This window comes from Marinobacter bohaiensis (assembly GCF_003258515.1).
GTDB lineage: Bacteria > Pseudomonadota > Gammaproteobacteria > Pseudomonadales > Oleiphilaceae > Marinobacter_A > Marinobacter_A bohaiensis.
Window position 1 is genome coordinate 2,065,594 of record NZ_QGEH01000001.1, and the last position, 16,967, is coordinate 2,082,560.

The 16,967-nt window shown below is 60.3% G+C and carries 15 protein-coding genes; 7 read left to right on the forward strand and 8 right to left on the reverse strand.

Features of this window, described 5'->3' with window-relative positions; all coding sequences use genetic code 11:
- Position 1: 1 nt before the first annotated feature.
- The 5 genes from DKK67_RS09175 to gloB all read right to left on the reverse strand — a co-directional run bounded on the left by DKK67_RS09175 (position 2) and on the right by gloB (position 6,672).
- Complete coding sequence (locus DKK67_RS09175) at positions 2-1,027, reverse strand: ABC transporter permease (RefSeq protein WP_111496059.1); 1,026 nt, start codon at positions 1,025-1,027, stop codon at positions 2-4.
- Positions 1,028-1,029: 2 nt separating this feature from the next.
- Entirely contained in the window at positions 1,030-2,115 is a 1,086-nt protein-coding gene (locus tag DKK67_RS09180; RefSeq protein ID WP_111496060.1) for a microcin C ABC transporter permease YejB, read from the reverse strand.
- Positions 2,116-2,150: 35 nt separating this feature from the next.
- Positions 2,151-3,944 (reverse strand): extracellular solute-binding protein, encoded by a 1,794-nt coding sequence (locus DKK67_RS09185; protein ID WP_111496061.1) that lies wholly within the window; start codon positions 3,942-3,944, stop codon positions 2,151-2,153.
- 57 nt (positions 3,945-4,001) lie between these two features.
- Entirely contained in the window at positions 4,002-5,720 is a 1,719-nt protein-coding gene (locus DKK67_RS09190; RefSeq protein ID WP_111496062.1) for a LysM peptidoglycan-binding domain-containing protein, read from the reverse strand.
- 148 nt (positions 5,721-5,868) lie between these two features.
- Positions 5,869-6,672, reverse strand: coding sequence for a hydroxyacylglutathione hydrolase (gene gloB, locus DKK67_RS09195; RefSeq protein ID WP_111496063.1), 804 nt, complete (start codon positions 6,670-6,672; stop codon positions 5,869-5,871).
- A gap of 277 nt (positions 6,673-6,949) precedes the next feature.
- Between gloB and DKK67_RS09200 the strand changes: the two genes are divergently transcribed.
- The 5 genes from DKK67_RS09200 to DKK67_RS09220 all read left to right on the forward strand — a co-directional run bounded on the left by DKK67_RS09200 (position 6,950) and on the right by DKK67_RS09220 (position 11,760).
- The gene (locus tag DKK67_RS09200) at positions 6,950-7,780 is read left to right on the forward strand and encodes a class I SAM-dependent methyltransferase (protein WP_111496064.1); all 831 of its coding nucleotides are present in this window, start codon (positions 6,950-6,952) and stop codon (positions 7,778-7,780) included.
- A gap of 2 nt (positions 7,781-7,782) precedes the next feature.
- Entirely contained in the window at positions 7,783-8,229 is a 447-nt protein-coding gene (rnhA, locus tag DKK67_RS09205) for a ribonuclease HI (RefSeq protein ID WP_111496065.1), read from the forward strand.
- Positions 8,230-8,254: 25 nt separating this feature from the next.
- Entirely contained in the window at positions 8,255-8,983 is a 729-nt protein-coding gene (dnaQ, locus tag DKK67_RS09210) for a DNA polymerase III subunit epsilon (RefSeq protein ID WP_111496066.1), read from the forward strand.
- Positions 8,984-9,315: 332 nt separating this feature from the next.
- A complete protein-coding gene (locus DKK67_RS09215; protein WP_111496067.1) occupies positions 9,316-11,022 on the forward strand; it encodes a chemotaxis protein in 1,707 nt (568 codons plus the stop codon).
- A 78-nt stretch (positions 11,023-11,100) separates the two neighbouring features.
- Positions 11,101-11,760 carry a multidrug transporter gene (locus DKK67_RS09220; RefSeq protein ID WP_111496068.1) on the forward strand — a complete coding sequence of 220 codons (660 nt, stop codon included), beginning with the start codon at positions 11,101-11,103 and terminating at the stop codon, positions 11,758-11,760.
- Positions 11,761-11,879: 119 nt separating this feature from the next.
- On the opposite strand, the gene DKK67_RS09225 is transcribed toward DKK67_RS09220, so the two are convergent.
- On the reverse strand, positions 11,880-12,191 hold the full coding sequence (locus tag DKK67_RS09225; protein ID WP_111496069.1) for an SCP2 sterol-binding domain-containing protein: 312 nt from the start codon (positions 12,189-12,191) through the stop codon (positions 11,880-11,882).
- Between the two features lie 270 nt (positions 12,192-12,461).
- Here DKK67_RS09225 and sohB point away from each other — a divergent pair, with 270 nt between their 5' ends.
- A complete protein-coding gene (sohB, locus tag DKK67_RS09230) occupies positions 12,462-13,529 on the forward strand; it encodes a protease SohB (RefSeq protein WP_111496070.1) in 1,068 nt (355 codons plus the stop codon).
- A gap of 35 nt (positions 13,530-13,564) precedes the next feature.
- Positions 13,565-14,554 carry a YhdH/YhfP family quinone oxidoreductase gene (locus tag DKK67_RS09235; RefSeq protein WP_111496071.1) on the forward strand — a complete coding sequence of 330 codons (990 nt, stop codon included), beginning with the start codon at positions 13,565-13,567 and terminating at the stop codon, positions 14,552-14,554.
- A 75-nt stretch (positions 14,555-14,629) separates the two neighbouring features.
- Here the strand turns inward: DKK67_RS09235 and DKK67_RS09240 are convergent, their stop codons facing one another.
- Positions 14,630-15,130 carry a DUF934 domain-containing protein gene (locus tag DKK67_RS09240; protein WP_111496072.1) on the reverse strand — a complete coding sequence of 167 codons (501 nt, stop codon included), beginning with the start codon at positions 15,128-15,130 and terminating at the stop codon, positions 14,630-14,632.
- Positions 15,123-16,775, reverse strand: a complete 1,653-nt coding sequence (locus DKK67_RS09245; RefSeq protein ID WP_111496073.1) for a nitrite/sulfite reductase — start codon at positions 16,773-16,775, stop codon at positions 15,123-15,125. Before DKK67_RS09245 ends, DKK67_RS09240 begins: the two co-directional genes overlap by 8 nt.
- Positions 16,776-16,967: the final 192 nt, after the last annotated feature.

The window sequence follows — 16,967 nt, forward strand, 5'->3', positions numbered from 1 at the left end:
ATCAGTTCTTCCGCGGATCGAAGGCGTCGCGCACCGCTTCGCCGATGAACACGAGCAGGGTCAGCATGACGGACAGCGTGATGAAGGCCGACAGCCCCAGCCAGGGTGCCTGCAGGTTGTCCTTGCCCTGAGCGATCAGCTCGCCCAGCGAGGGCGAGCCGGGCGGCAGACCGAAGCCCAGGAAATCCAGCGATGTCAGGCCGGTGATGGCTCCGGTCAGGATGAAGGGCACAAACGTGATGGTGGCCACCATGGCATTGGGCAGCATGTGCCGGAACATGATCGTGCGGTTGCTCAGACCCAGGGCCCGGGCCGCACGGACGTATTCGAAGTTGCGGGCGCGCAGGAATTCGGCGCGCACCACGTCCACCAGCCCCATCCAGGAAAACAGCAGCATGATGCCCAGCAGCCACCAGAAGTTGGGCTGCACGATGCTGGAGAGAATGATCAGCAGATACAGCACCGGCAGGCCCGACCAGACCTCCACGAATCGCTGGCCCAGCAGGTCCACCTTGCCGCCGTAGAAACCCTGCACGGCTCCGACGATGACCCCGACGAGGCAACTGAACAGGGTGAGGGTGAGGGCGAACAGCACGGAAATGCGGAAGCCGTAGATCAGGCGCGCCACGACGTCGCGCCCCTGGTCGTCGGTGCCCAGCCAGTTCTCGGCCGAAGGCGGCGCCGGCGAGGGGACCTTCAGGTTGTAGTTGATGGTGTCGTAGCTGAAGCGGACCGGTGGCCACAGCATCCAGCCTTTCGAGTTGATCTCGTCGGCAATGAAGTCGTCGCGATAGTCCGCTTCGGTGGGTAGAAAGCCGCCAAAGGTTTCCTCGTTAATGGTCTGAACCACGGGGAAATAGACGTCACCGTCATACGTCACGACCAGAGGCTTGTCGTTGGCCACCAGTTCCGCGAAAAGGGTGATGGTGAACAACAACAGGAACAGCCAGAGCGACATATAGCCGCGCCGGTTGTTGCGGAAATTCTGCAGGCGACGGCGCTGGATGGGGGAGAGCTGAAATGCCACGGTTAGCCCTCCCGGCTTTCAAAGTCGATGCGCGGGTCAACCAGCACATAGGTCAGATCACTGATGAGTTTCAGGATCAGGCCCATCAGGGTCATGATGTAGAGCGTACCGAAGATCACCGGGTAGTCCCGGTTCAGGGCCGCCTCAAAGCCCAGCAGGCCGAGGCCGTCGAGCGAGAAAATCACCTCGATCAATAGCGAACCGGTGAAGAACAGTCCCAGCAGCAGCCCGGGCAGGCTGGCAATCACGATCAGCATGGCGTTGCGGAACACGTGGCCGTAGAGCACGCGACGTTCTTCCAGGCCCTTGGCGCGCGCGGTGACCACATACTGTTTGCCGATTTCGTCGAGGAAGGAATTCTTCGTCAGCAGCGTCAGGGTGGCGAAACCGCCGATGGCGTTGGCGGTGACTGGCAGTGCCAGGTGCCAGAAGTAGTCACCGATTTTCTGGTACCAGGTCATCTCGTCGAAGTTGGTCGAGGTGAGGCCGCGCAGCGGAAAGACGTCCCAGTAGCTGCCGCCGGCGAACAGGACGATCAGCAGGATGGCGAACAGGAACCCCGGAATGGCGTAACCGATGATGATGGTGGAGCTGGTCCAGACGTCGAAGCGGGTGCCGTCCATCACCGCCTTGCGGATGCCCAGGGGGATCGATATCAGGTAGATGATCAGGGTCGACCAGAGTCCCAGCGAGATCGACACCGGAAGTTTGTCGATGATCAGCTCGATCACGCTGCGATCGCGGAAGAAACTGTCCCCGAAGTTGAAGGTGGCGTAATCTCCGAGCATCTTGAAGAAGCGCTCTGCCGGCGGCTTGTCGAACCCGTACAGCGTCTCCATCTCGGCGATGAGCTCGGGCGGGATGCCCCTGGTGCCACGGGACTGGCCGTTGCTCCCGCTGTCACTGACTTCGCTGCCACCGCCGCCGCCGGCCCGGGCCAGGGCGCCGGAGTCCATGCCTTCCATCTGGGCGATGAACTGTTCGATGGGGCCGCCGGGGGCGGCTTGTACGATGACGAAGTTGAGCAACATGATGCCGATCAGCGTGGGAATGATCAGCAACAGCCGTCGCAGGATGTAGACACCCATCGGTCAGGGAGCTTCCTCGTGGTTGCGAAAGGTTGTCAGGGTTTGATCCACCAGCGCGACACATCGACGCCGGCCTTGGGTGTGTTGGCCGGGCGTGCCAGTTTGTTCCAGTAGGCCACGCGATCGACGTCCAGGTACCATTGGGGAATCACGTAAAAGCCCCACAACAGCACGCGGTCCAGCGCCCGGGTCCGGGTGACCAGCGATTGCCGGTCGGTGGCCTGGATCAGCTTGTTGACCAGGGCGTCAACCACCGGATCTTTCACGCCCATGTAGTTGCGCGAGCCGGCCTGATCGGCGTTGCCGGAATACCAGTAGTCGCGCTGTTCGTTGCCCGGTGAGTCAGACTGGCCCAGAGTCTGAACGATCATATCGAAATCGAAGTCACGGACGCGGCGGATGTACTGGCTGGTGTCCACCAGGCGCACTTCCACATCGATGCCCAACTTGGCCAGGTTTTGCTTGAACGGCAGTACCACCCGCTCGAAGGACTGGCTCCAGAGCAGAATCTGGAAGCGCAGGGGCTTGCCGGATGAGGTTTCGACCATCTTGCCATCACGGATCTCGAAGCCGGCTTCCTGCAGGAGCTTCATGGCCGTGCGCAGGTTGTCCCGGAGAGTGTGATCGCCGGCGGTGGAGGGCGGTTCGTAGGTTTCGGTGAAGACTTCCGGCGGTAACTGGTCCCGGTAGGGTTCCAGCAGCGCCAGTTCGTCACCGGTCGGGAGTCCGGTCGAGGCCAGCTCACTGTTCTCGAAATAGCTCTCGGTGCGGGAATACTGATCGTAGAACAGGTTGGTGTTGGCCCATTGGAAGTCGAAGCCATAAGCCAGCGCCTGACGAACCTTGCGGTTGTTGAACGGGAAGCGGCGGGTGTTCATGGCGAAACCCTGCATGCCCGCCGGACGGCCGTGGTGGATGGCTTCCTTGCTGATGCGTCCGGAAGCCAGCGCATCGCCCTCGTAAGCGGTGGCCCAGTTCTTGGCGGAGGATTCCACCCGGAAGTCGAAGTTACCAGCCTTGAAGGCCTCCAGGGCAACGGTGTCGTCGGAGTAATAGTCGTAATGGATGCGGTCGAAGTTGTTGTAGCCGACATTCACCGGCAGATCGTCGGCCCAGTAATCCTTATTGCGAACGTAGGTTACGGACCGTCCGGGCTCGTACTTGCCGATGGTGTAGGGGCCGCTGGAGACCGGGATGGTCAGGTCGGCGGACTCGAAATCATGTTTTTCCCAGTAGTGCCTGGGCAGGATCGGCATCTGCCCGAGAATCAGTGGCAGCTCGTGGTTGCTGGTGTCGCCGAAATCGAAGCGCACGCTCAGCTTGTCCAGCACCTCGACAGAGCTGACTTCCGCGTAGTAGTTGCGAAAGAAGGGGTGGCCGTGTTCGGTCAGCAGTTGGTAGCTATAGGCCACATCCTCGGCGGTAATCGGCTGGCCGTCCGAGAAACGGGCCTGCGGGCGGATGTGGAAGATGACGTAGGATCGATCCTCCGGTGTTTCCAGCGATTCGGCGATCAGGCCGTACATGGTGAACGGCTCGTCGGCCGAGGCCTTGAGAAGGGTGTCATAGGCGTAGGTTTGCAGCCCAGCGGCGCCAACGCCCTTAAGCACGAACGGGTTGAAGGAGTCGTAGCCGTTGGAGACCACCCCAAGGCGCAAGGTGCCGCCTTTCGGCGCATCGGGGTTAACGTAATCGAAGTGCTTGAAATCCGCCCCGTACTTGGGCTTTCCATGCATCGCCAGGCCATGGACGGGGTCGGCGGCGTAGGTGGCCGGAAGGAAGGCAAGGCTGAGAAACAGGGCGATGACGGTCTGGCTAAATCGGATCATGAATTCCGCTCTTCTTTTCAGTGGGCCTGACCGTCATCACATCAATGTGCTTGTCGATCAGGGACTTCGGCGAATATCGACGTAGAGTACCAGACTTTGACCTGGCTGCAGATAATTGTTGATGTCCAGGCTGTTCCAGCTCGCAATGTCTTTCACGTTAACGTTGAAACGGCTGGCGATGCGGGCGAGCGAGTCGCCTTTACGCACCCGGTAGCCCACCTTGCGCACCATGTCGGCGTTTTTCCGGCTGCCGGCCATGGCGTAAAGCTGCGATCCCGGCTTGTCGGACCAGATCACCAGTCGTTGCCCCGGCTTCAGCGGATCGCCCGGCGCCATGCTGTTCCACTTGGTGACCTGGCGTACGCTGACGCCATGCTCCCGCGCAATATCCCAGAAGGTGTCGCCCCTTTTGACCACGTAATTGATTCGAGTTCCGCTGGTGCGCTGGCCAATCGCCGACTGCTTGTCCTTCAGGCGCTCGGCGGCGCTGAGGGCGTAGGCGTCGTTGCCCTTGGTGGACGTGGGGATCAGCAGGCGCTGGTCGACCCGAATGAGGTTGGAACTCATGTGGTTGACCTGCTTGATGACGTCGGGGGTGGTGCCGAACTGGTGCGCAATCTTGATCAGGCTGTCACCGCTCTGCACCCGGTAGTTTTTCCAGGAAACGCGTTGGGACGGATCCAGTTGCGCCAGACCCTGACGGAACTGTTCGGCGTGATCCTTGGGCACCAGGAGGCGATGCGGCCCCTCCGGTGATGTGGCCCAGCGATTATAGGCGGGATTGAGCAGGTAGATTTCCTCGATATCGACGCCAGCCAGCGTCGCAGCCTGGGCCAGGTCGATCTGGGAGCCGGTGTCCACCACCTCGAAATAGGGCTCGTCGGCAATCGGCGGCAGGGTAATGCCGTAGGACTCCGGATCGTCGATGATCTTGGCGATCGCGATCAGCTTGGGCACGTAGGCGCGGGTTTCCCGGGGCAGGCTCAATGCCCAGTAATCGGTGGCGCGGCCCGCTGCCTTGTTGCGGCGGATCGCCCGGTTTACGGTGCCGGCGCCGCTGTTGTAGGAGGCCAGCGCGAGCAGATAGTCGCCGTCGAAGCGATTGGCGAGGGCGTCCAGGTATTCCAGGGCACCGTTGGTCGCTGACAGGACGTCGCGGCGCTGGTCGTGCCACCAGCTCTGGTTCAGGCCGTAAACCCGGCCGGTGGACGGGATAAACTGCCACAGGCCGGCAGCCCGGCCGTGGGAATACGCGAACGGATCAAAGGCGGATTCGACCACCGGCAGCAGGGCATACTCACCGGGCAGATTGCGTTCCTCCGCCTGTTCCAGGATGTAATAAAGATAGCGCTGGGCCCGTTTGGCAACCCGGTCAATGTACTGGGGGTGCCGGGCGTACCAGCTCAACTGCTGTTCGATGCGATCGTTGTCGAGCGTCAGGTCGAGTCCGAACTGGTCGCGCAGGCGGCTCCACAGGTCATGCTCGACGCTATCGGCGGCCACTTTCTTGCCGGTGGGCTCTTCCAGGCGCTCGCGGGCCTTGGCGGCCTGGGACTTGAGTGACGGCTCGATGGAGTCATCCAACTGGGTGGTGTCGCCGTCGGCTTGTCCCTCCACGGAGGCCTGCAGCTCGTCATCGCCGGCGGGGACCGAGACGTGTTCGGATTCGAGCAGCTCGCCTTCACTGAGATCCTGGTCGGCCTTGCCGGTAAAGGTCTGGCATCCGGTAATGAGCAAGGCGATCAGGAAAGGAGAGGTCAGTCTGGCGAAGGTCATAATGCGTCCAATAGTGTGGTGCCCGTCGGCATCGCAGGGTTGCGCGGCTGCCGGGAGCGGCAGCAAAACTTCGCAGGATTCTATGGGAACCGATTTCAGGGGGTCAAGAAAGCGCTTATTACGTCCGCGTCAGATCATGTAACGACGATCAGCCCCTGAACGTGTCCTTGGCCTTCCGCACCTGGGCAAATACGCGATCAGCGCCTTGCAGTTCCCCGTCGACGGGAATGTCCCGGGCACTGACGGCTGTCGCCACGGCATCGTCGTCCCAGCGCAGGAACGGGTTAAGGCTGGCCTCGTCTTTCAGTGTAGTCGGTAACGTGGGTTCACCGCGGTCTCGTTTCTGTTTGCAGGCGATTTCAAAGTGCTGGAGCCCTTCGTCGTCCGGCAGCAGGTCACGGGAAAAGCGCAGGTTTGCGAGCGTGTACTCGTGGGCGCAGTAGACCCGGGTCGAAGCGGGCAGGCGACGCAGCTTGTCCAGCGACTCGCGCATCTGTGCCGGATGCCCCTCGAAAAGGCGGCCGCAACCGCAGGCGAACAGCGTATCTCCGCAGAAGAGCGCCGGCGCATTGCCGATGTCGGTCTGTCTGGTGTGGTAGGCGATGTGGTCGAGTGTATGGCCGGGCACGGTGTACACATCAAAGGTCAGGCCCTGCCAGGAAACCTGGTCACCCTCGGTCAGTGTGACGCTGCAGCCCTGGAACGGGGAGTCGGCCGGGCCATAAATGGCCTGGGGCTGGAACGTTTCCTCAAGCTCGGCGACGCCCCCGACGTGATCCGGATGATGGTGGGTGATCAGGATGCTGTCGAGCGTCAGATCATTGGCCCGCAAGTAGTCGGCGACCGGCGCGGCCTGGCCGGGGTCGACGACCAGGGCTTTACCGCTGTTCCGGTCGGTCACGCACCAGATGTAGTTGTCGCTGAAAGCGGGGATGGGGACGATCGAAAGCATGGATGTGCCTCTGTTGGTCGTTTGCAGGGCCGCCCCGACGCAATCTAGCCGGGTGACCCGCGCGATGTTCTTTGTAACGAACCGGGTGGCCGTCGGGCTTATCCACCGGTAGAAGACACTGTTATCATAAAGGATCGACCCGGAGCGCCCAAATTGGGTTTTTCTCGCTGGATGGGGGAGAATGCCTGACAACGAGCCGACGTGGTCGCTAATGAGGTGTTGTCGGTCTTGAAAGGCGCGACCGGCATAACCCCACAGCCCTGACCGGAACACAGCCATGGCCCGAGATACAGCCGTCGATTACACAGCCCAGCGGGACGCTTTCGAAGCCTGGTTCCAGAGCCCGCTCGGGCGTGTGTTGCTGGCGGACCAGAGGCGTCACCTGGACAATGCCGTCGCAGCAATGGCCGGTGCGCACCAATTGCTGGTCGCTGTCAGTCATCGATTGCCCCTGGCCAGTTCGAGCGATTTCAGCAAACGTGTTCTGACCACGCCGTACTGGTGTCGGGAGCTGGGCGAAGGTGTGGTGGTTTGCGATGCAGACGAGCTGCCGTTTCCCAGTGATTCGATGGATCTGGTGATCCTGCACCACAGCCTGGATTTTTCCGATCAACCGCATCAGGTGGTACGCGAGGCCGCTCGTGTGCTGCGCAGTTCGGGAAGCCTTGTGGTGATCGGCTTTAATCCATTCAGCATCTGGGGTGCCCGCAAGCTGGTGTCACGGCGTCGCCAGGCACCCTGGAGCGGTCGATTCATCTCTGCGAATCGGCTGGAGGACTGGCTCAGCCTGTTGCAGTTTTCGGTTGAAAGTACCGACACGCACTTTTTCAGACCACCACTGGCCGGCGCTGGCGCGCTGCACAGGCTGGCGGGTCTCGATCGGCTGGGAGAACGTTTGCACCTTCCGGCGGGGGCCTATTACTGTATTCGCGCCGAGAAACGGATGCCGGCGGCCCGCGTCCGACGCCTCCGTTGGCGCCAGCCGAAACCCGTGGTTCTTCCGGTCGCCGGAGCAATGGGCTCCACGGGGCTTTCCCGGCGCGATCGTCAGGCATCGCGCAAGCATACCCCTTGCCAGGACACGCATTCTCGATATCAGGAACAGTAGTTATGACAAAACGCGTAGTGCTCTATACCGACGGAGCCTGTAAAGGAAACCCCGGGCCCGGTGGATGGGGCGCGGTACTGAGTTACGGGGATGCCGAGCGCGAGCTGCACGGTGGTGAGGCCAATACCACCAACAACCGCATGGAGCTGATGGCCGCGATCGAAGGGTTGCGGGCGCTCAAGCGGGCCTGTGCAGTCGACCTCTATACCGATTCCCAGTACGTTCGCAAAGGCATCACCGAATGGATGGCCAACTGGAAGAAGAACGGCTGGAAGACCGCGGCAAAAAAGCCGGTCAAGAATGCCGATCTATGGAAGGCACTTGATGGCGAGGTACAGCGCCACGACGTCAACTGGCACTGGGTGAAGGGGCACGCCGGGATTCCCGGCAACGAGCGGGCCGACGGCCTGGCTAATAAAGGCGTTGAAGAACTCGCGGCAGTCAATTGATTCAATAGGATTATCTGGAAACGAAATGCGTCAGATTGTACTGGATACGGAAACCACGGGTATCGACCCGGAACAGGGGCACCGGATCATCGAAATCGGGTGTGTCGAAATGGTTGAGCGCAAGCTGACCGGTCGCCACTATCACGTTTACATCAATCCGGAGCGGGAAGTGGAGGCCGAGGCGATGGCCATCCACGGGATTACCAACGAATACCTCGCCGACAAGCCGCTATTCCGGGATGTGGCGACCGAGTTCTTCGAATTCATCAAGGGCGCTGAGCTGGTCATCCACAATGCGGCGTTCGACGTTGGCTTCATCAATCACGAGTTCCGCCAACTGGGCACGGGCTGGAAGGTCGAGGATCACTGCGGCGTGGTGGACTCCCTGGCCGTTGCCCGGGAGCGGCACCCGGGCCAGAAGAATAACCTGGATGCACTCTGTAAGCGTTACGGCGTGGACAACAGCAACCGCGAACTGCACGGGGCCCTGCTGGATGCCGAGATCCTGGCTGACGTCTTTCTGCTCCTCACCGGCGGGCAAACCGCGTTTTCGCTGGATGCCGGTAATGGCGAGGACGGTGAGGAAGCGGCTGGCGGTATACGCCGACTGTCCGCGGAGCGGCGCAAGACCCGCGTGATTCGGGCCAGTGACGACGAAATGACGGCTCACAGCGGCCTGCTGGACGTGGTGGCCAAGGCCGGCGGTGAGGCCATCTGGAACCGGTTCGACGGCGAAGTCGAGTCCGTGGGCTAGGCCGAGGGCCGGAAAGAGTCAATGCCAACCGTGTAAAAGCCAGAAAAATAAGTACACAGAGCCTTTCTTGAGGTGCTTGAGATTTGTGTTATAAGTAAACGTTAGTTCGAATATTTTCAGCTCTGTACGGTCGATAAAGAGGCCAATAACGGGTTTGCCGCAGAGCTGGATTCAGGCGTATCGACAGGCCGGGGACCAAGCCAGACCCGCCGTTGCACGCACGCCGAACAAGAATAGCCACAGGTGGTGCCGGATTCCGGACAGAGTCGTCACCTGAATGATTCGGCAGGGGAAGCGGTGCTCTCCGCATTATCTATGGGAAGCGTTATTTTATGGTGCAATCGTCTCTGGCGACGAAGTCTCAGTCGTTTGATCTGGTCAAGGAAGAAATCGAGCAGACCATCAAACAGGCTGAGGGGAGCCTGGAACGCTTTCAGGAAAACAGGGAAAGTGGCGAAGACCTGCAGAACTGCGTCGATTTTCTGAATCAGCTGCGTGGCATTTTTGTTCTCGTTGAATTGCGTGGCGGGACGCTGCTCTGCCAGGAAGCGGTGGCGGTTGCCAATGATGTCCCGGTGGGTGCCAGCGACGACAAGAACAGTCTGCTGGCGGCCCTGAGCAGTGCTCTGTTTATCCTGAGGCGGTATGTTGAGTATTACCACCAGGAGAGGGCGGACCATCCTGAGCTGCTGCTGCCGATCACCAACGATCTCCGAATTGCCCGGGGCGAGAAACCCTACCCGGAATCCTGCTTCTTCGACATCGACGCGCGCAAACGACCTGATTTCTGCGCGAGTCTGACACTCGCTCCGCTGTCAGACAGTGACGACGATTTCGACATTCACGCCCGCCGTATGCGTCTGATGTTCCAGATCGGCTTGCTCGGTGTGATCAAGGAACGCAACCTGCGCATTAGCCAGAAGCTGCTTGCCCGTTCGGCGAAGGGCTTTGCCCGGCTCAGCGACGGCGCCCCCATGGGTCAGCTCTGGTGTCTGCTTGCTGTCGTGGTGGAGACCATGCAGGACCGTGCCATGGAATACGGGAAGTCTCGTAAGCGCCTGCTCATGCGGATCGAGAAGTACACCCGTGAAATCGTCTACATCGGCAAGGTGGCCATCAACAAGGATGCGCCGGATTCCCTGTTCAAGGACCTGGTCTACATCCTGTTCCGCAGTGGCTCGGTTAACCCCGAAGTCTCCCAGATCCTTGACAGCTACAAGGTTGCGCCCACCGATCTCCCCGAGCATATCCTGGAATCCCATCGCAAGCGCCTTTACGGTCCGGGTACCGATGTGCTGCGCTCCCTGTCCAACGCGCTGCGCGAAGAGCTCAATCAGCTCAAGGACAAGGTTGATATCATCGAGCGGGGTATCGAGCCGGATCTGAACGAACTGGCAGCCATAGCCGGATCCCTGGAGCAGCTGGCGAACACGCTGTCGGTTCTGGATCTCAGCAAACTGGCGGACCTGGCACGCAAGGAAGCGGCGCAATTGCGCAGCTGGCATGCCGACAACCGTCTGCCGGGTGACGACGAACTCTACAACCTGGCCAATGCGGTGCTCAGCATCGAGGACGCGGCGATGCAGATGGTCACCCGCGGCATCACCAGCGAGACCGATGCCCTGGCGATCGTCAAGGCCAGTCGCGAAGAGTCGACCTACCTGAGTGAGGCCTACATCGTGGTGGCCGATGAGGCGAGGGCAGCGCTCACGCTGGCCAAACGTGCGATCACGGCCTTTATCGAATCGGATTACGATAAGCTGCACCTGGCCAACCTGCCGGCAACGCTGCGCAGTATCTGGGGTGGTTTCATGATGCTGGAAGACCGTGACGGCGCCGCCGTGCTGGCCCGGATTGCCGACTCGATCCAGACCCGGCTGCTGGATGCCAAGGAAGCACCGGTGCCAACTGTGCTGGAAGCACTGGCCGACGCCCTGACATCTCTGGAATACTATATCGAAAGCATTGGCACCCGCGAGGAGCGCAACCAGGATTTGCTGAGGCTGGCGGAAACGTCCCTGGCTGACGTGGGTCTGTAATGACGAGTCTTCCTTCGGGCCGACACGATCGTCGGTCCGATTGCCTCGTCGCGGGGCGATAAAGGAAGAGAAGCGTCTATGCCCCAGGATTTTTCCCTGCTCACCCTGGCCGCCGTTGGCGGCCTTCTTGCCCTTATTGGTCTCGCCTTCTTCATTCGCCCCCGCTGGTTTTTCAGCTGGCTCAAGGGAACGTTTGCCATCTTCCTGATTGCGGCCGGCGCCTATATTGGCCTGCTGGCCCTGGATCTACGTCATTATCAGTCGCTGGAAAGTCTCGAGACCATTGCCACCATCGGCGTCTCCAAGACCGGGCCGCAAACCTGGCGGGTTCGGCTCGAGCGTAACGAGCGGCCGCCGATGGAAGTGGTCATACGCGGTGATCAATGGCAGGTGGATGCCCGTATTCTGCGGCTGGAAGGTCCACTGGCGTGGCTCGGCGTCAAGCCGGCTTATCGCCTGGACCGGCTGAGCGGTCGTTATGTCAGCCTGGAACAGGAACGCACGGGCGAGCGCACGGTCTATTCGCTTGGCGAGCCGTCGTGGTTCGACAGCTGGCTGCTGGATCAGGATGTCGGGTTGCCCTTCGTCAAGGCCGTTTATGGTAACGCGACGTTTATGCCGCTGCGTGATGGGGCGGTGTTCGATGTCCGCTTGTCCAGCACTGGCCTGGTTGCGCTTCCGGGCAATGACGCGGCGCGGACGGCGATGGACGAATGGTTTCCGAAAGCGGGGACTTGATTAAGGTTTGCTTGAGGCCGGGAGCTGGTTAGCAGGCACGGGCAGCAAATAAAACGGAGGAGAGGCATCGGGCCGTTCGCTGAGAGCGTACGGCCCGAATCGTCAGTCAGGGCGACGACTTACATCTTGAACAGTTCACCCAGCTTCGTGGCGAGCATCATATCGCCCTCAGCGCGCAGCTGACCGGACATGAAGGCCTGCATGCCGTCGGTTTCACCGGACACGATGCCCTGGAGGGTTTCTGCATTCATGATCAGGGTGACGGACGGATCGTCGTGATCGCCTTCCTGGAGCTGGCAGGTGCCGTCGTTGATGATCAGGTGATAGTTCTGGTCGTCTTCGATGTTGAACTGGAAAACCAGATCGAGGCCGGCAGCCGCGTCCGCGTTGAAGTTCTGTTCCAGCTTCTGGAAAACCTGAGCTACAGACATTGTTTTACCCTTTTCGTGTGCGTCTAAAAGCGAGGAGCCGGGGCTGCGGGGCAGGTTATCCGGCGAAACCAGTTCGACTTTAGGGACCGCTGCAGAGGCTGTCAAGCTCGATCGAACGCTTGTTTGAATTTTCGTTCACAGGGGCCTCGTTTGACCGGTGGCAGGTCGGTTACAATCGCTGACCGTTTGATGAAAATCTGCCAGTATGACTGGCATTTATCATACTATTTACCGTGTTTCTTACCGTATTTCGGCTGATGGAGAACCGATTTGGAATTTCTGACCGATTATGGGCTGTTCCTGGCCAAGACCGTGACCTTTGTGGTGGCGGTTCTGGCCATCGTGACAGTGATTGTATCCGCCGCTCATCGTAAACAGGATAGCGACGATCCGGACGGCGAGTTGCATCTCAAGCGTCTCAACGAGGGATACAAACGACTCAAGGAGAACCTGCAGCAGAAGCTGATGGGTGAGTCGGACCGCAAGGCCTGGCTCAAGGGGCGCAAGAAAGCAAAGAAGGCCGAAGCCAAGGCAAAGAAGAAAGCCGCGAAAGACGGCGAGACAGGGAACGAACCCGAGTCACCCCGGGTATTCGTGATCGATTTCAATGGCGATATCAAGGCCAGCGACAACGATTCCCTGCGTAAGGCCGTTACCGCCGTGCTGAGCGTGGCTGAGCCGGAGCGCGACGAAGTGGTGATTCGACTGGAAAGTGGCGGTGGCCTCGTCCACGCATACGGCCTGGCGGCAGCGCAGTTGGATCGTATCCGTGCGAAGAAGATCCCGCTCACGGCCTGCGTTGACAAAGTGGCGGCCAGCGGCGGCTATATGATGGCTTGCGTTGCCGACCGCATCATTGCCTCGCCGTTTGCCGTGCTTGGCTCGATCGGCGTCGTGGCCCAGCTACCCAACTTCCATCGTCTTCTGAAGAAGAACGATGTAGATTTTGAGGTTCTGACGGCCGGTGAGCACAAGCGCACGCTGACGGTATTCGGCGAAAACACCGACAAGGGCCGGCAGAAGTTCCTCGAAGACCTGGAAGATACGCATGTGCTGTTCAAGGACTACGTCAGTGAACGGCGTCCGTCCGTGGACATCCAGGCCGTTGCCAATGGCGATATCTGGTTTGGCCGGCGTGCGCTGGACGTTCACCTGATCGATGAGGTGAAAACCTCTGACGAATATCTCATTGAAGCCTGTGATCGCGCCGAAGTAGTCTCGGTAAGTTTCCGCCGCAAGCGTACGCTGCCGGAGAAACTCGGACTGGCGGCCAGTGCGGCAATCGAGCACAGTGTCTGGAAGCTCCTGAGCACGTTGCGTCATCGCAACATCCAGTAATGACACATTCACTCAGTCAACAATAAGGATCTGAGATGAGCACCTTTCAAGCCTGGCGAGTACACGAACAAGACGGCCAATACGTCGGCGATATCGAGAGCCTGGACACCGGTGAGCTCCCGGAAGGGGAGGTGCTGATCCGCGTGTCGCACTCCGCCCTGAACTACAAGGATGCCCTGTCTGCTTCGGGTAACAAGGGCGTTACCCGAGAGTTTCCGCACACGCCCGGCATCGATGCGGCCGGCGAGGTCGTGGAAAGCTCGCTGAGTAAACCGGCTGTTGGCGACAAGGTGATTGTCACCGGTTACGACCTGGGCATGAATACAGACGGCGGTTTTGGGGAGTATATCCGCGTGCCGGCCGCCTGGGTGGTGCCGATGCCGGCGAACTGGGACGAGCGCAAAGCCATGATATACGGCACGGCGGGGCTGACCGCCGGCCTCTGTGTCGATAAGCTTCTGCGCATGGGGGCGCAGCCCGACCAGGGCGTCGTCGCCGTAACCGGTGCCAGCGGCGCGGTGGGGTCGGTGGCGGTTGAGTTGCTGTCACGTCTGGGTTTCAGTGTCACCGCCATCAGCGGCAAAAGTGAACACGCTGAGCACCTGACCCGGTTGGGCGCCGCCGAAGTGGTGGGGCGTGATGCGCTCGCCGCAGAAAAGAAGCCGATGCTCAAGCCGCGCTTTGCCCATGCGGTGGATACCGTCGGCGGCGGGCCGCTGGCGGAGCTGCTCAAACAGGTCTTTCCCGGCGGCTCCGTAGCCTGTTGCGGCCTGGTGGCCGGTCCGCAATTGGAAACCACCGTGCTGCCTTTCATTTTGCGCGGGATTAACCTGTTGGGAGTGGACTCGGTGGAGATTCCGTTGGCCTCAAAACAGGCGATCTGGTCGCGTTTTGCCAGCGAGTGGACTTGTCCCGAAACAGAGGCGTCGGCGAAGGATCTTGGCAAGGCGGACCTGAAAGGGGCACTGGATGCGTTCCTGAACGGCGCCTCTTCCGGCAGCCTGGTGCTGGATCACGCTCTCTAGTGATCCCTGTTCAGAGCGGAACAAAAGACGAAAAAAAGACGGCCCGCGGGCCGTCTTTTTTGTGTGCTACCGGATTCAGGAAGCGCGCCGCCGGAACAGTGGCTGCTCTGTATCGACAGCGGCCTGATAGGCGTTGCTGAAGACATTGAGGCAGTATTCAGCGTGGGCGCTGTCCTTGTCTTCACGCAGCGCGTAGGCGTTGAAGCCGCAGCGCTTCATGTAGAACAGCTGGTCCAGCAGGACGTCACCCACCGCACGCAGTTCGCCTTCGTACCCATAGCGTTCGCGCAGCAGTCGGGCGATGCTGTAGCCGCGACCATCGGTAAACTTCGGAAAGTTCACAGCGATCACCGGCAGATCACCGATCATGTCTGCGTACACCTCCGGCTCCTCGTGGCTGTCGAACCAGATGCCGATGTCGTTGCGCCCGGCGAAGCGGTCCATGTTCTCTTTCCAGACGGCCGCCGGCAGCAGGGCAGGGCCATCCGGCAGGCTAAGGTCCTGGCCTTCCTCAGGCTTGGATACGAGCGTCCACTCATCGTTGTGGATGCCATCGTGGCGAATCAGCTCAGGCATAGACGCGCTCCTTGAAGGGATCAATACCAATCCGGCGATAGGTGTCGAGGAACGATTCTTCCTCGGTCCGGTTGTCGACGTAGACGTTGATGATCTTTTCGATCACTTCCGGCATTTCTTCACGGGCAAAGGACGGGCCCAGGATTTTGCCCAGGGACGCGTCGCGCTGGGACGAGCCGCCCAGGGAAATCTGATAGAACTCCTGGCCTTTCTTGTCGACACCCAGAACGCCAATGTTGCCCACGTGGTGGTGACCGCATGCGTTCATGCAACCGGAGATGTTCAGGTCGATGTCGCCCAGGTCGTAGACGTAGTCCATATCGTCAAAGCGACGCTGGATCGCCTCGGCCACCGGGATCGACTTGGCGTTGGCCAGCGCGCAGTAGTCGCCGCCGGGGCAGCAGATGATGTCGGTCAGAGTGCCCAGGTTGGCCGTCGCAAAGCCCATTGGGCGGATGGCCCGCCACAGCTCGAACAGTTGATCCTGGCGCACGTCGGCCAACACCACGTTCTGCTGGTGCGTCACCCGCGCTTCACCGAAGCTGTACTGGTCGGCCAGGTCGGCGATCTGTTCCAGCTGGCGATCACTGGCGTCGCCCGGCGGCACGCCGGTTTTCTTCATGGTCAGCGTGACAATGCTGTAGCCCGGCTTCTTGTGCGCGTCGACGTTGCGCTTGACCCAGGCGTCGAACGCCTTGTTTTCCTCGCGCGGGGCCTTCAGGGCATCCGGATTATCGTCCAGTGACGCGTAATCCGGCTCCGTAAAGAAGGCCTTGACCCGCTCAATGGCTTCCGGTGTCAGCTGTGACGGGGTGTCCTTGATGTGCTCCCATTCCGCTTCGACCTTTTCCGCAAAGGCTTCCGGCGTCATTGCCTTGACCAGGATCTTGATGCGGGCCTTGAACTTGTTGTCGCGGCGACCGTAGCGGTTGTAGACGCGCAGTACGGCTTCCAGATAGGTCAGCAGATCCATTTCCGGCAGGAATTCGCGGATGACCGGGCTGACAACCGGTGTGCGGCCCAGTCCGCCACCGACATAGACGCGGAAGCCCAGCTCGCCGGCGTCATTACGTGTGAACTCGAGGCCAATGTCGTGCACCTGTACGGCCGCGCGGTCATGGTCGTCGGACGCGTTGACGGCAATCTTGAACTTGCGCGGCAGGAAAGCGAATTCCGGGTGGTAGGTGGACCACTGGCGAATCAGCTCGCAATAGGGGCGCGGATCAACCATCTCGTCCGCCTGGACGCCAGCGAACTGGTCGGTCGTGGTGTTGCGGATACAGTTGCCACTGGTCTGGTTGGCGTGCATCTCAACCTCGGCCAGCTCGGCAAGGATGTCGGGCACATCTTCCAGGGCCGGCCAGTTCAGCTGCACATTCTGACGGGTCGTGAAGTGCGCGTAGCCCTTGTCATAATCACGGCTGATGCGGGCCAGGCGGCGCAGCTGGTCGGAGCGCAGCATGCCGTAGGGAACCGCAATCCGCAGCATCGGGGCGAGGCGCTGGACATACAGACCATTCTGGAGACGCAGTGGCAGGAATTCCTCTTCGCTGAGTTCTCCGGCCAGGGCGCGATCGGTTTGATTCCGGAACTGAGCAACGCGCTCTGTCAGGATCTGCCGATCATATTCGTCATAAACGTACATAAACCTGTTCCTGGGGACACTGATTCCAATTTGGCGGCTAAGATAGCAGCTTTGCCTTATGCACTAAATGATTATTTAACAATATGCTAATAGCGCAACGGACTTAAAACCCGGTGGAAGGAAGTCCCGTTCAAACATAGGCTTAACGTGAGTTCACCATGGTTGCGCAGGCTTCCGGAGGCGCCGGGTATG

Excerpts from the sequence above, each read along its gene's own strand:
- DKK67_RS09180 (WP_111496060.1), bottom strand. The coding sequence starts at position 2,115 with ATGGGTGTCTACATCCTGCGACGGCTGTTGCTGATCATTCCCACGCTG.
- DKK67_RS09185 (WP_111496061.1), bottom strand. The coding sequence starts at position 3,944 with ATGATCCGATTTAGCCAGACCGTCATCGCCCTGTTTCTCAGCCTTGCC.
- DKK67_RS09190 (WP_111496062.1), bottom strand. The coding sequence starts at position 5,720 with ATGACCTTCGCCAGACTGACCTCTCCTTTCCTGATCGCCTTGCTCATT.
- gloB (WP_111496063.1), bottom strand. The coding sequence starts at position 6,672 with ATGCTTTCGATCGTCCCCATCCCCGCTTTCAGCGACAACTACATCTGG.
- DKK67_RS09200 (WP_111496064.1), top strand. The coding sequence starts at position 6,950 with ATGGCCCGAGATACAGCCGTCGATTACACAGCCCAGCGGGACGCTTTC.
- rnhA (WP_111496065.1), top strand. The coding sequence starts at position 7,783 with ATGACAAAACGCGTAGTGCTCTATACCGACGGAGCCTGTAAAGGAAAC.
- dnaQ (WP_111496066.1), top strand. The coding sequence starts at position 8,255 with ATGCGTCAGATTGTACTGGATACGGAAACCACGGGTATCGACCCGGAA.
- DKK67_RS09215 (WP_111496067.1), top strand. The coding sequence starts at position 9,316 with ATGGTGCAATCGTCTCTGGCGACGAAGTCTCAGTCGTTTGATCTGGTC.
- DKK67_RS09220 (WP_111496068.1), top strand. The coding sequence starts at position 11,101 with ATGCCCCAGGATTTTTCCCTGCTCACCCTGGCCGCCGTTGGCGGCCTT.
- DKK67_RS09225 (WP_111496069.1), bottom strand. The coding sequence starts at position 12,191 with ATGTCTGTAGCTCAGGTTTTCCAGAAGCTGGAACAGAACTTCAACGCG.
- DKK67_RS09235 (WP_111496071.1), top strand. The coding sequence starts at position 13,565 with ATGAGCACCTTTCAAGCCTGGCGAGTACACGAACAAGACGGCCAATAC.
- DKK67_RS09240 (WP_111496072.1), bottom strand. The coding sequence starts at position 15,130 with ATGCCTGAGCTGATTCGCCACGATGGCATCCACAACGATGAGTGGACG.
- DKK67_RS09245 (WP_111496073.1), bottom strand. The coding sequence starts at position 16,775 with ATGTACGTTTATGACGAATATGATCGGCAGATCCTGACAGAGCGCGTT.